This is a genomic window from Niallia sp. FSL W8-0177, from assembly GCF_038006285.1.
Classification (GTDB): Bacteria; Bacillota; Bacilli; order Bacillales; family Cytobacillaceae; genus Niallia; species Niallia circulans_A.
On record NZ_JBBOUX010000001.1, the window covers coordinates 3,598,683 to 3,611,256 of the forward strand.

Sequence of the window (12,574 nt, forward strand, 5' to 3'; positions counted from 1 at the left end):
TTTCACACCACTCCTTTTACTAATTCATTGATGTATTTAATCCCATGTCTTCCTTCTTTAATAGATTCAGTTAAAATCGCTTCAACTGAATCTTCGTTATAAGAAGTCATAATGGTAGTTAAAATCATAGGAAGATTCACACCCGAAACTAAATGAAATGTTTCATTTTCTGGTAAACTCAATAATATTTCAGAACAAATATTATTAACACTTCCCCCGTACACATCTGTAAAAATAACAAGATCTGTTAAAGTATCGCTAAAAATTAACTCTGTTAATTCCTGCTTTCCTACTTCTCCAGATTTTGATTTTGTCATACAAAAACAACTCATTTGGTGGTTTGTACCTATAATTAATTCAGCAGTCTCGATTAATGACTTAGCTAACTCACCATGTGTTGCAATAATGATTCTCACTATTCATCCCTCCATAAGGTGCTTTTTGTATTACTGATTTTCTATCTGTTTAAACATAAATGCTATCGCACCAAGTGCCCCAGCATCCCCTCCAAGCCTAGCCAGACTTATTTCTGTTTTTATTGGAGTAAGGTTTGTAACTAATTCGCTTATTTGATTGATTACGATATCCATCGATTCGGAAACATCTCCACCAATAATAACTCTTTCAGGATTTATTAGATTTGTAGCATTAGCAATAAAAACAGATAGTTCAATAACAAAACTATCTACGATAGAAATTACTTGTTGCTCCCCATGAGAATACTTTTGAAACAAAACTTCTGGGGAATAACCTGACTCTGCCAATGCAATTCCTGATATTTTTGATTCAAATACACCTGGTTTTCCCATCAGGTTAAACTTGCCATTCTCAACATCACTCCGGCTTATTTGATAGGCAATCTCACCAGCTTGGTAATCATGACCATAAACTAGATTCCCCTCGTTAATGACTGCGCTTCCAATACTCTGCCCAATTTCAATAAATAAAAGATTTTTTATCCCTGAAGAATCCAGCCACATTTCGCCTAAACCTGCACAATTGACATCATTGTTAATAAATGTGGGAAAAGGAAAATGCGGTTTGAAAATTTCATGAAGGTTAAGATTAGTCCAATTTAAAGCTTTTGCTCGAAATACTATTTCTGAATTAGCTCTACCAGGTACCCCTATGCCCATACCTAGAATTTTTTCCTCTGGTATAGCAGATTCTTTTATGCTCTCTTTGACAATACTGATAATTTCTTCTACTTGATTTGTTAATTTCACCTTTTTTTTAAAGATTATCTTTCCAACTAAATTGGTAATAATGATTAAAATTCTTACTCTATCAATATCTAATCCAATACCATAAGCTGAATCCGTGTTATATCCTAGCATCAATGCAGGTCTCCCACCCCCCTTAACAGGACTTTGTTCTCCCATCTCTATTACTAATTTTTTTTCTAACAATTCTTCCACAATTGATGAAACTGTTGACTTACTTAATGATAATTTTTTTGCAATTTGAGCTCTGCTAATTAACTTTTCTGTTTTAATTTCTTCCAATATCAATGACCGATTAATTTTTTTTATCAAGTCATGATGTGCTGCAACTTTGTTTTTCATAATGCTTTATCCTATCTCCAATACTAGTTTGTAAATCCTTAAAAATTTCTATTATGTCTTATTCCCTTTAATTAGTTTTGTTACTGGACTAATTATTTGTATTATCACATAAGTTTTCTGACATTTCAATATTTTTTAAAAAATTTCTGATTGTTCTACTAATTTTATTAGTATTTTTTAGTTACGGGGAAGATATCAGGGAAATTAAGGGGTATATCAGCCAAAAACGAGGAGGCTATCAGCCAAAGTAGGGATATATCAGCCAAAACGAAGAGCATATCAGCCAAAGTAAGGGATATATCAGCCAAAACGAAGAGGATATCAGCCAAAGTAAGGGATATATCAGCCAAAACGAAGAGCATATCAGCCAAAGTAAGGGATATATCAGCCAAAACGAAGAGCATATCAGCCAAAACGAAGAGCATATCAGCCAAAACGAAGAGCATATCAGCCAAAGTAAAGGATATATCAGCCAAAACGAAGAGCATATCAGCCAAAGTAAAGGATATATCAGCCAAAACGAAGAGCATATCAGCCAAAGTAAAGGATATATCAGCCAAAACGAAGAGCATATCAGCCAAAGTAAGGGATATATCAGCCAAATTGGGGAAGAAAATTCATTTTGAAGATTCCTTTACTGAATTATCTTTGTCTATACTAAAATAGGGCTCTCTCATACAGTAGAGAGAAGCCCTGTTAAAAGTTAATAAAAGAGATTTTCTTATAGAGTTAAAAATTCTATTTTCATGCCAATGATTAGCTGCCTCGTTACTTACTCCTCTTTCATATTTAAAGTTAACAACGGGATTCTTTTTTCGTATTTTTTTACTAATGCTTCATTATGATCGTCCGAGCCTTCTATATTTCCACTTAAGAAAACTGGTGGTTCAAAATCATGATCTGCCATGATTCTAATTGCTTCTGCAAAGATACTATTTAGGATAGTCGCACCAATAACAGTAGAAGTTGGGGCAAACGGCACCTTCACCTTATCGTAGCTTAAGATAGCATCTCCTTTTGCCGAATGATTGTTTATCACTAAATCGACTGAATTAAAAAGATGGTTACCACTTTTATGACGAGAAGGCTGGCTTTGGGAATATTCTAATGAAGTTATCCCAATGACAAACGCGCCTTTTCCTTTCGCATATTGTGCTACATCAACAGGGACAGGATTTCGTCCAGATGTAGATAACACAAAAACGATATCATTTGGCTTAATCTCATATTCCTCTATAAAGTTTTGAGCATAATCATTTTTGCGCTCCAACTGGGAAGAACGCATTGCCCCTTCGTGAAGCATTAGTGGTTCGAATAAAATTGGTTTTAGGGGTACCAATCCACCAGCGCGGTAAAAAACCTCTTCTGTTAGGATATGGGAATGTCCGCATCCAAATAATTGAATAATGCCATCATTTTCAATGCTGTCTGCGACTTTTTCTGCCGCCAGTTGTAAATGTACTTTTTCCTTTTCTAAAACCAACTGTAGTAGATTGCTTACTTTTTCAAAATAGTTCGTTAGCATAAGTTAAGCCCCCAGTTTATTTAATATTTGTGCAACTTCCGTCGGAATGGTTTTCCCTGTTGCTTGGTCAATCGTGGAACCAAATATATGCGGCATAAAAAATTCTATTTCTATTTTCTTGACTGCATCAATGATTGTCTTTATATTGAACGCACTTATACCACCTGCAGGTTCAATACCACGAATTCCTTTTTGTGCAGCAACTTTTGTTAAATAGACAAGCTCCTCTAAATGAACTTCGCCGGATAGAGGCATAAATTTAATGGACTCCACTCCTAATACGAGCGCAATTTCTACGAATTCCTCTACCTTTACTTCCATACCAGAAGCTAATTTCACTGTTCCAACGGTTCCGCTTGGTTTTACTAATGCATTAACAAGCTGAGGAGAGGCTCCATTTCCTTCTAGAAATCCTTTTGCATAAACTGCACTTTCAAACGGCTGATTAATATGTCCTGGATTAGAAATAGCAGCTATATCGAGAACTCGTTTTGCATACACAGGATCACCGCCACCGCCAAGGCCAATCGAGACAATGTCAACTACTTCCTTCAGTTCTTTAACCTTACTCGCTCCTTCTTGCGTATTGGAAAAATCGGACGCTACGATTCCTGGAACAACAAAGCCTTTTCCAGCTTCCATGATGTCCTGTACATTTTCTTTATCCTTTGCTAGAAAGTTGAATAAGACAAAATCATAAAGCTTTTCTTTTAACATGTTAGCGGCCCTCTTTCATTTTTTCAATAATTTGTACCATGTTTTGAAGAGCAACCTTGATTATTTTTTCCCCTTTATCTGGACGGGCTAAGGTTGCATCACTTAAAATGGCTGTTTCAGTGAATTCTTCCCAAGGTGTTGGTGTCACATCGGCAATCATTGGAATGGTTGGCATATCATTTAATGCTTTCTCCATCGCAACAAACTCTGGAGCTAGATATAACATGTAGGATGTTTCTATTTCATCTGCGTGAAAGTATGTGCCATGGCTTGCTGGCGTTTCTCTAACTTCCGCAATAACTTTGCTTGTACCAGGATAAAATAGGTAGAGTACGATTAACTCTGGGTAAATTTCATAAAGCTTTCGTGCTGCTTCTTTCATGGCAAAAGCATTTCCTAGATGGCCATTAACCATGGCGAAAATTTGGAAGCCCTGACGGTATAAACTTTCTCCGATATCGAATAACATACTAATTAAAGATTCATTCGATACATTTATGCTGCCAGGGAAGTTCTTTAAACTCCAAACCTGTCCATAAGGTAACGTCGGTAAAACAAATCCATTAACTTGTTCGGCGAGCTTTGCACTTAACCGTTCCGCTAAAAGATTATCTGTACCTAATGGTAAATGCGGGCCGTGAGCCTCTACGGCTCCAATTGGTAAGATAGCGACCTTTTTATCGATTATTTTTTCTTTCACTTCGAATGAGTTTTCGTATTGGAATTGCATGCTTACACCTCGCTCATTATTTTTTAAATGTAAAGCATCTCGCTGGATTTTCTACAAAGAATTTGTGAACCAGCTGTTCCCCATTAAAGCCTTTTTGATTTGCTTCCTCGATGAATCTAGGAACCCACTTGGCAATAATGTATTCGAGACCTAAGCCGTAATCATAATGCTTATAATAGCTTTTACGAGCTGTATCACCAGAAATGAGGATTTGATTTTCATAGCCCTTTTCTACTAAATGCAGAATGCACTCAATTCTTAGCGACTCTGGTGCATATTTGATTTTCGCTATGCCGTCAAAGCTTAAGAGCGCTCCTGTTTTCGCTATTTTTTCATGATAAGATGGATCTGGATTACGATCCATATGTCCTAGACTTAAGAATTCAAGATTGACATTTTCTGATTTTAATAGTTCGATTTGCTCTAATGCCATCGTGCCAACTTCAGTATGGGAATGGATTGGAGCTTTTGTTTCATGATGTGCTCTTGCTACTGCACGTAAAGTCTTCTCTTCTAAGGGCGTAATTCGATTATAGCCTGTTCCGAATTTCACTTGTCCTGCTTTAAAGGGCGTGCCTTCCAGTCCTTCTTCCACTTCTCTAATGACAAACTCCGTTAGTTTATTAATACTTGTTTGATCAATCCATTCCGCATAAGTATCGTAATTGCCAATAAGCGGTTTAAGCTCCTCTTTAATCTTTCCATCCCAAAGAAAGCTCTTGTTAAAACCAGCTGTACCGATAATGTGGAGATCCAGCTCATCCGATATTTCCTTTACCGCTTGCACATCGCGGCCATAATCAACGGCTGTAGCATCGACAATTGCTTGGCCACCGTGGCCTTTGAAATCAGCCACATCCTTTTTCGATTTTTCTTTATCATCTAACAGTAAATCATCTGCATCTCTTTCAGCCCAATAAGCTGGACGGCAAACAATATGTTCATGTGAATAAGTAAACCCTAACTCTTTAGGCTGAATATCTCCTCTTAACGTCCGAATAAAGCTCATTTCATTTACCTCCTGATCGATTAAGTGAAAAACCGACATATGGATCAATGTCGGATTATATAATTGTTATTTAATTAAAGAGCATCCCGATCAATCTGAATAATGGTCCTAAGATGAACATATCAGAATCCGCAGCCCACATGGCGGTGTCTGGAATCGTCGAAGCAATCAGCGTTTTAACCATTAAGTATTGTCCCCATGCGACAACGGTTGCTGTTATGAAGCCACCCATTAGAGCGCCGCGGACGCCGCCAGTTGCATTTCCAAAAACACCAGCAGTTGCTCCATGAAAGAATAGTACAATCATTGTTGGTACAAACACATACCCTACTGTTTGCCCTAAAATAATTAGCCAGATGATACCGCCAGCAAATGCGCCAAGGAATCCAAGAATAACGGCATTTGGAGCATAGGTGAATACGATAGGTGCATCTAATGCAGGTCTTGCACCAGGAACTAGTTTCGTAGCGATCCCATTGAAGGCAGGAACAATCTCACCAATAAACATTTTCACCCCGAAAAGGACAACAGCAATACCAGCTGCAAAGGTAAAGGATTGAATAATGGCATACATGATAAAATTCTGATCGCCAGCTTGAGCAACTAAGGCATCTGCAGCAGGTGTATCTTTTAAGGAAAGAATAACAGCACCTATTACGAAGAGAATACTCATTGTCAGGGCAGTAATAACATTGGAGTCTCTAAGAAATTCAAGACCTTTTGGCAATTTGATTTTTTCCGCATCATTTTCTTTATTGCCAAACCACTTTCCAAACCAAGATGCTAGTAATGCAACGAGCGCGGAAGTGTGTCCCAGCGCTATTTGGTCATGTCCAGTAATTTTCCGCATATACGGCTGGACAATAGCTGGCTGGAAGGTCCAATAAATTCCCATAAATACGGATAATATAAGAACTAAAGCTGCGAATGGAATATTTGTTGTTGTATCAATAAGGACACCAGCAAATATCATGGTTGTCCAGAACATCATATGCCCTGTTAAGTAAATATATTTAAAGCGAGTAAATCTTGCTAATAACACGTTAATGACAAATCCGATAAACATCGCTAATGTAACTGCTGAGCCGTATTTCGCATTGAAGGCTTCTTGCCCCATAAAGGAACTAAATTCTGCTCCTTCAATCCCAAATACTTCACTCCACATCGGTTCAAATACTCCAAGGGAACCAGTAATAACACCTGCACCGGCATTAATGATTAAGAAACCAATCATTGCTTTAAATGTGCCGCTGATGATCTGGCTTGTATTCTTTTTCTGTAAGATCAAACCAAGCAACACAATAAAGCCTAATAAAATTGCTGGTATTCCGAAGAAGTTAGATGCTAGCCATTGAATGACCTCCATTGTTTTTTCCTCCTCTATTATTTAGGATTTATTAAACGATATTTGCTTCAAGAGCTGCTTTAATTTCAGTTGTATCAAAGTAATTATTAACGATAATGATTTTAGAGGAATGTCCTGCTAATGACTGGGATAGTTCATTACTTGTAATGATAAAGTCAGGACGCTCGGCAGAAGCACTGGAAACGTCTGTATTTTCTACATCTGCGTCTATCCCCATTTGGCGCAGCACATTTTCTACATTTATTCGTAAAATCAAGCTTGTTCCTTGTCCTAATCCACATACGCATAAAATTTTCATTAGATTTGTCCTCCTATTAATGGTTTAATCTCTTCATAGCTTTGTGCATTCAGCAGTTTTTCTACATTTTCTTGATCCGATAGAAGTGCCGTTAATCTTTGCAACACGGTAACATGCTCAGTACTAGAGGAAGCACCTAAAGCGAATACTAACCTCACTGGGTCGTTAAAAGAATGACCAAATTTAACTGGTGTCTTTAGTCTGACAAATGATACACATGCCTCTTTCACACCATCTTCTGGTCTTGCGTGAGGTAGCGCTATATTTGGCGCAAGAACAAAATAAGGGCCATTTGTTTGAAATGAACGCACCATAGCATGTATATAAGTTTCTTCAACAAGTTTACTATTCATTAGAAGCTTCCCCGTGCTAATAATAGCCTCTTCCGGTGATCCAGCTTCTACATCTAAAGCAATTAGAGATTTCTCCAAAAATTTCATATATCACACCTCCATGTTAGTTAACCAATTGCTGATCAATTAAGGATTGTTTCATATATTGATAGATATCCTGTGCTGTTTGAAGTTTGATTAATCTGTTCACTGTGTCTTTTTTGGAAAATAATCCTGTTAATTGGGATAAAGCCCTGAGATGTGATTCTTGATCCAAAGGAGCCAATGTAATGATTAAGGAAACATCATGCTTTTCATCATTTGAAAAAGAAACAGCTTCTTCCAGTTTCAATAAACTGATGCCTAGTTTTTTGACGCCATCTTCTGGTTTAGCATGAGGAATCGCTACCTTTGGTGAAATAACAATATAAGGTCCATACTCTTCAATTTTTGAAATCATCGCATCTCGGTATGCTTCCGTAATATATTCGCCTTCTATCAGGGAGCGAGCCGCTAATTTAATAGCTGATTTCCAATTTGGAACATTTAAAGTTGTCTGGATATGCTCTTCTTTTAAAACATCAAGTAAGTTTGGTTTATAGGCTTCGGTTATCGTCATTTCTGGACTATTTAAATATTGTCTTAATTCCTTCATTAACTCGTCTTTTTGATGTATCGTTGCATATCGCTCCACCACATCGATAATTCTATTTGTCGCAAGATGCTGCTTTTGCGTGCTATTAAAGATAGCGTTTACCTTTTTTAATAAGCTTTCCTTTTCGGCATCCGATAGAATAGAACTGACGATAAAAACTGGAGTGTCCTTTTTCTGAATCGCTGTTGTGGAAAAGATAAGATCAACATGATAGTTCTTCTCCTCATAATCTCTAACGGAAACAGAATCAGTAATATCGATTGTTGAGAATAACCCTTCTAATTGCTGTTTTAATATTTGAGAGGTGCCAATCCCATTTGCACACACGACTAATGCTTTCTTTCTAGAAATTAATGTTGTCCCAGCTCTCCGTAAGCAGCCTCCAAAGTGAAAAGAAATATAAGCGATTTCATTTTCTGGTAGCTGCTTCCCAATTAACTTTTCGAAGGGCTCAATTACTTTCTGTGTGAGGAAGTACACCTCTTCAAATTGGGATTTAACAGAGTCAACAATATTTTTTTCGACATCAAGTCCATATTTGACTCGATAAAAAGCAGGTTTTAAATGAAGAACAAGATTTTTCACCAGTGTTTCCTGATCATCGAATAAGGTACAGGCAAGGATTTGAAATTGATTCGTCATTATTTTGGCAACCTTCATTAATTCTTCTGAAAGGATATTATCATTTAAATCTTCTTCCGAATAATTAACTCGTGCCCCTAATAAGTAAGTGGTTAAATAAATCTGCTCATCTTCAGGAAAGGTTGTTTGGAATATACGTTGGAGTTCCCTGCAAATTTGTTTTGCAACCAAAAATGCTTTCGTGTTCCGTAATACTTCCTTTTCCACTTCATCCATTTTTATATATTGTTCTTGCGCTATTCTCATGCTAAATAACATAAATCGCAAACTTAAGCTGTAAAGCATATTATCGGTAAACTTAATATTTAATTCTTTTTCGCTTTGGAACAGTAAATGATAAACCTGTTTTAGCAATGTTAAAAGTTGCTCACTGTTTTTGGCATCGCTAAGTTGAATTTGTAGAGCAGCTACTAATGAATGGTGGTTTTGGACGGGGATGGCAATCGATAAATAATAGCCAATTGCTCTCCGAACTTCCGTTTCATCCCCTGATATGGTGTATCCTTGCTTCCGCTCAAAATCCAAATGAAGATGAAAAGAGCGAATGTCAGCTTTTAAAGATTTAATATCTTCAATAGTAGTCGTTCTACTAACTCTAGTTTTTTCCATTAGGTCTTCCAAAAAATATCGTTTTCCACCCATTAAGATATAAATAGCAATCCATGCCTTGCGTTCATCTTGTGAATATTCATAATGCCAGGCTTGTACTCTCTTTATATTGGTTGGAATAAGCTTTTTCACTTGATCTGCAAGTATAAATCCCGCACTCCGCACTTTTTTCACCTTGTCGATTCCAAGGCTTTCGAGCCAGTCATTTATTTTCTCTATATCATAATAGATGGTTCGGCGGGAAACATTTAATTTCTCTGTTAATTCTTCCACAGACATATACGAGTCTGCATGGATGAGTTGCATTAATATCGCAGTACTGCGTTTATCTAATGACATGTCATATTCCTCCTCGCACTTAAGAAATGTGCAAAAAGATAAAGGGCAATTGCTTAGCTTGATTCTACCTCTTAACGATTTATCTGGAAAGACCGATTATAATCAACAGCTTTTGTGCAAAATCGTACTCGTTAATCAGCATGATCCGAAAACAAATATTTATCTGTATATACGCTCTTCCCCATTCTCCAATGGATACAACCGATATTCCCATCTATGTGTACATTCCTCCAGCATATAATAGCCGTTCTCTTCATTCCTCACTATCCGAGAACACTGCTGTCTTGGGATCGCTCCTGACTCCTTGTCGTTTTCAACTTCTATCCAGCTTTCATTCGCTGATTTATCATAACGAACCTCTAAGCGATTACCATTAATCTCTATCGCTTGTCCATCCTCTTTCTTCTCAGCCATTTTCATAAAGGTTTCAATCTTTTCCTTCATTTCTGACGAAAAGGATTGGTTTTCTTCCTTCTTATTTTGGAGAGGATTATTACGGATAGAAGTGGGATTTAAATAAACATCCTTTTCTCCCTCTAAAGTTGGAAAACGAACCATATCTTTTGTAATCCATTGGGCGTTTTTCCACCCAATGGCACTTTCATCTCCCTCATCTCCCATGTCAGAAGAACGAACCATTACTTTAATGGATTGACCCTCCAGATGCTTGCCAATTAGTCCGAATTTTGTTTTGTAGAATTCATAATAATAAGTGGTTTCACCAAGGGTAAAGTTCCGATGTTCAATCACTAACGACTGCCTGTTATAAGGGGAATCAATGGTCGTATAATTGTTTTCCAAAAGGGAATTCATTAGCGCGTATAAAAGTAAAATAGGAATACTTAACATTAAAATAATAATCCCCCAAAAGAAACGTCTACGAGTGGAACGAAATCCCATTATAACTAAAATCAGAATGTTAAGACAGAATGGAAGGATATACCCAGTTGGCAGCAGAAAGATAAAATAATAGCCTGTATAGTGCATGATGAGTAGTGTTATATCCATTGCAGCTAGTAAAGCTAAGAGCCATTTTGTTTTTGTCATTGTATCAGTCCTCTTCTTTTCTATACTTAGAAATTCTATGTAGTTATCTATATTTATACCTTATTAATAAATTTAAAACAACCCTATTCACTAATAACTGGGCTTTACAAACAAAATTTAATCCCCATCTAAATTTAGACAGGGATGCCTTAATTCAGTTTCTCATAACAGAAGCTCTACACTCAAAAAATATAAACACATTAACAAACATCAACTCTCCTCACCAAACGGACAATTCTCTACCAAAATAGACCCAGTCGGACACCCATCAACTGCATCGAATAAATCATCATATAATTCATCTGCTAACGCTACTGTTCCTGTATTATGATCTATCATCACCTCTGATAATCCTTCCTCATCGTAATCAAAAATCTCTGGGGCCGCTGCTCCACATGCTCCGCACGCAATACATGTATCCTTATCAACCATTACATATTTAGCCATTCTTATCCCCCTTCCCTCCATTTCTAGCTCAAGCTTCCTCTCCTAATCTTTTCATTTCCAGCTAGTTCTCTCCGGCACCGTCTCTACCACTAACGCTCCTTTCCTAAATAAATACCTGCATTTTGGTTGCTTAAAGAAAATCTCATATACATCTTTTACTGAAAAGCAGGCAAAATTCGCTTCTTTTCCTACTTCAATCCCATACTTATCCTTTATAGAGTAAGCTCGTGCTCCATTTATCGTAATCATGTTCACTATTTGCTTCAGCTCCTCTCTTCCAGTCATATGTGCTAAATGAAGAGCCATGTGAGCTGCTTGAAGGATATTGCCATTTCCGAATGGGTAAAAGGGAGTTTGGATATCATCATGGGCAATGCATACATTTACGCCATATTCCGCTAACTCTTTCAAACGTGTAATACCTCTCCCCTTTGGATGAGCATCTGTTCTCCCTTGCATCGTAGTGTTAACTAATGGGCAGCAGACAATTGTAACTTGAGCCTTTTTCACTAATGACATGACTTTGTTGGCATAGGTATCTGAATAATAAAGCAAGGCATTAGCGTGGCTAGCGGTTACCTTTCCCTCCATTTTCCCTTGCATTGTCAGGCTTGCGACAACTTCAAGGAAACGAGAATGTTCATCATCGACTTCATCACAAAAAATATGAATTTCTTTTTCATATTTTTTGGCTAGAGAAAAAGCGAATTCCAATGATTGAATTCCTTCCTCTCTCGTATTTTCCAAATGCGGAACTGCACTAACTGCATCAGCTCCTAGTAATATTGCTTTTTCTAACCGCTCTTGATTTTCCGGACAAGAAATAATTCCATTTTGCGGGAAAGCGATTATTTGAAGAGAAAGGAATGACTTCAGCTCTTCTCTTAATTCCATGATGGCATGCAAAGCTGTTAAGTCAGAATCGGAAATATCCACTGCTGCTCTCACATATAGCACGCCATATTCCATCAACATTTTAAGAGCTTTGAATGCTCTATTTTTCACATCTTCTTTAGTCAGCGACTGCTTTCTGACAGACCAAATATCAATTGCTTCTCCCAATGTACCAGATTGATTAAACCAAGGTTCCCCTGCTGTCAGCACCGTATCTAAATGCGTGTGCATCTCCACAAAAGGAGGCAGTAACACATTTCCTTCTAAATCCATTTCCTCATTCCCCATTAAATTGCTTGATGAAATGAAGTGGATTTTTCCATCCTTTATACCTATATTAGTAGGATTTTCCTTAAAAGGAAGCTGAGCATTTTTTAAAACTAAATCAAGCATCTTCTC

At 37.2% G+C, this 12,574-nt stretch carries 14 protein-coding genes; all 14 read right to left on the minus strand.

Annotated elements, in window-relative coordinates; all coding sequences use genetic code 11:
- Window positions 1-2 precede the first annotated feature (2 nt).
- Window positions 3-416: a PTS sugar transporter subunit IIA gene (locus NST77_RS17530; RefSeq protein WP_163185294.1), complete on the minus strand. Its 414-nt coding sequence runs from the start codon at window positions 414-416 to the stop codon at window positions 3-5.
- A gap of 30 nt (window positions 417-446) precedes the next feature.
- The gene (locus tag NST77_RS17535) at window positions 447-1,565 is read right to left on the minus strand and encodes an ROK family transcriptional regulator (RefSeq protein WP_341123308.1); all 1,119 of its coding nucleotides are present in this window, start codon (window positions 1,563-1,565) and stop codon (window positions 447-449) included.
- 167 nt (window positions 1,566-1,732) lie between these two features.
- Window positions 1,733-2,167: a hypothetical protein gene (locus NST77_RS17540; RefSeq protein WP_341123309.1), complete on the minus strand. Its 435-nt coding sequence runs from the start codon at window positions 2,165-2,167 to the stop codon at window positions 1,733-1,735.
- Between the two features lie 170 nt (window positions 2,168-2,337).
- Window positions 2,338-3,090 carry an SIS domain-containing protein gene (locus tag NST77_RS17545; protein WP_341123310.1) on the minus strand — a complete coding sequence of 251 codons (753 nt, stop codon included), beginning with the start codon at window positions 3,088-3,090 and terminating at the stop codon, window positions 2,338-2,340.
- Between the two features lie 3 nt (window positions 3,091-3,093).
- On the minus strand, window positions 3,094-3,807 hold the full coding sequence (locus tag NST77_RS17550; protein WP_303983642.1) for a KDGP aldolase: 714 nt from the start codon (window positions 3,805-3,807) through the stop codon (window positions 3,094-3,096).
- 1 nt (window position 3,808) lies between these two features.
- On the minus strand, window positions 3,809-4,537 hold the full coding sequence (locus NST77_RS17555; RefSeq protein ID WP_303983645.1) for a creatininase family protein: 729 nt from the start codon (window positions 4,535-4,537) through the stop codon (window positions 3,809-3,811).
- A 16-nt stretch (window positions 4,538-4,553) separates the two neighbouring features.
- The gene (locus tag NST77_RS17560) at window positions 4,554-5,546 is read right to left on the minus strand and encodes a phosphotriesterase family protein (protein ID WP_341123313.1); all 993 of its coding nucleotides are present in this window, start codon (window positions 5,544-5,546) and stop codon (window positions 4,554-4,556) included.
- A 70-nt stretch (window positions 5,547-5,616) separates the two neighbouring features.
- Complete coding sequence (locus NST77_RS17565; protein ID WP_095329665.1) at window positions 5,617-6,912, minus strand: PTS ascorbate transporter subunit IIC; 1,296 nt, start codon at window positions 6,910-6,912, stop codon at window positions 5,617-5,619.
- A gap of 31 nt (window positions 6,913-6,943) precedes the next feature.
- Window positions 6,944-7,210: a PTS sugar transporter subunit IIB gene (locus NST77_RS17570; RefSeq protein WP_095329664.1), complete on the minus strand. Its 267-nt coding sequence runs from the start codon at window positions 7,208-7,210 to the stop codon at window positions 6,944-6,946.
- Complete coding sequence (locus tag NST77_RS17575) at window positions 7,210-7,650, minus strand: PTS sugar transporter subunit IIA (RefSeq protein ID WP_303983650.1); 441 nt, start codon at window positions 7,648-7,650, stop codon at window positions 7,210-7,212. Before NST77_RS17575 ends, NST77_RS17570 begins: the two co-directional genes overlap by 1 nt.
- A 16-nt stretch (window positions 7,651-7,666) precedes the next feature.
- Window positions 7,667-9,787 carry a BglG family transcription antiterminator gene (locus tag NST77_RS17580; RefSeq protein ID WP_341123314.1) on the minus strand — a complete coding sequence of 707 codons (2,121 nt, stop codon included), beginning with the start codon at window positions 9,785-9,787 and terminating at the stop codon, window positions 7,667-7,669.
- A gap of 159 nt (window positions 9,788-9,946) precedes the next feature.
- The gene (locus tag NST77_RS17585; protein WP_172859822.1) at window positions 9,947-10,834 is read right to left on the minus strand and encodes a hypothetical protein; all 888 of its coding nucleotides are present in this window, start codon (window positions 10,832-10,834) and stop codon (window positions 9,947-9,949) included.
- A gap of 210 nt (window positions 10,835-11,044) precedes the next feature.
- Complete coding sequence (locus NST77_RS17590) at window positions 11,045-11,281, minus strand: ferredoxin (protein ID WP_095329661.1); 237 nt, start codon at window positions 11,279-11,281, stop codon at window positions 11,045-11,047.
- A 51-nt stretch (window positions 11,282-11,332) separates the two neighbouring features.
- Complete coding sequence (locus tag NST77_RS17595) at window positions 11,333-12,568, minus strand: amidohydrolase family protein (protein ID WP_341123315.1); 1,236 nt, start codon at window positions 12,566-12,568, stop codon at window positions 11,333-11,335.
- Window positions 12,569-12,574 lie beyond the last annotated feature (6 nt).

What these genes read in the sequence shown, in the direction of transcription:
- NST77_RS17535 (WP_341123308.1), bottom strand. Translation starts at nt 1,565, where the DNA reads ATGAAAAACAAAGTTGCAGCACATCATGACTTGATAAAAAAAATTAAT.
- NST77_RS17545 (WP_341123310.1), bottom strand. Translation starts at nt 3,090, where the DNA reads ATGCTAACGAACTATTTTGAAAAAGTAAGCAATCTACTACAGTTGGTT.
- NST77_RS17550 (WP_303983642.1), bottom strand. Translation starts at nt 3,807, where the DNA reads ATGTTAAAAGAAAAGCTTTATGATTTTGTCTTATTCAACTTTCTAGCA.
- NST77_RS17555 (WP_303983645.1), bottom strand. Translation starts at nt 4,537, where the DNA reads ATGCAATTCCAATACGAAAACTCATTCGAAGTGAAAGAAAAAATAATC.
- NST77_RS17560 (WP_341123313.1), bottom strand. Translation starts at nt 5,546, where the DNA reads ATGAGCTTTATTCGGACGTTAAGAGGAGATATTCAGCCTAAAGAGTTA.
- NST77_RS17565 (WP_095329665.1), bottom strand. Translation starts at nt 6,912, where the DNA reads ATGGAGGTCATTCAATGGCTAGCATCTAACTTCTTCGGAATACCAGCA.
- NST77_RS17570 (WP_095329664.1), bottom strand. Translation starts at nt 7,210, where the DNA reads ATGAAAATTTTATGCGTATGTGGATTAGGACAAGGAACAAGCTTGATT.
- NST77_RS17575 (WP_303983650.1), bottom strand. Translation starts at nt 7,650, where the DNA reads ATGAAATTTTTGGAGAAATCTCTAATTGCTTTAGATGTAGAAGCTGGA.
- NST77_RS17580 (WP_341123314.1), bottom strand. Translation starts at nt 9,787, where the DNA reads ATGTCATTAGATAAACGCAGTACTGCGATATTAATGCAACTCATCCAT.
- NST77_RS17585 (WP_172859822.1), bottom strand. Translation starts at nt 10,834, where the DNA reads ATGACAAAAACAAAATGGCTCTTAGCTTTACTAGCTGCAATGGATATA.
- NST77_RS17590 (WP_095329661.1), bottom strand. Translation starts at nt 11,281, where the DNA reads ATGGCTAAATATGTAATGGTTGATAAGGATACATGTATTGCGTGCGGA.
- NST77_RS17595 (WP_341123315.1), bottom strand. Translation starts at nt 12,568, where the DNA reads ATGCTTGATTTAGTTTTAAAAAATGCTCAGCTTCCTTTTAAGGAAAAT.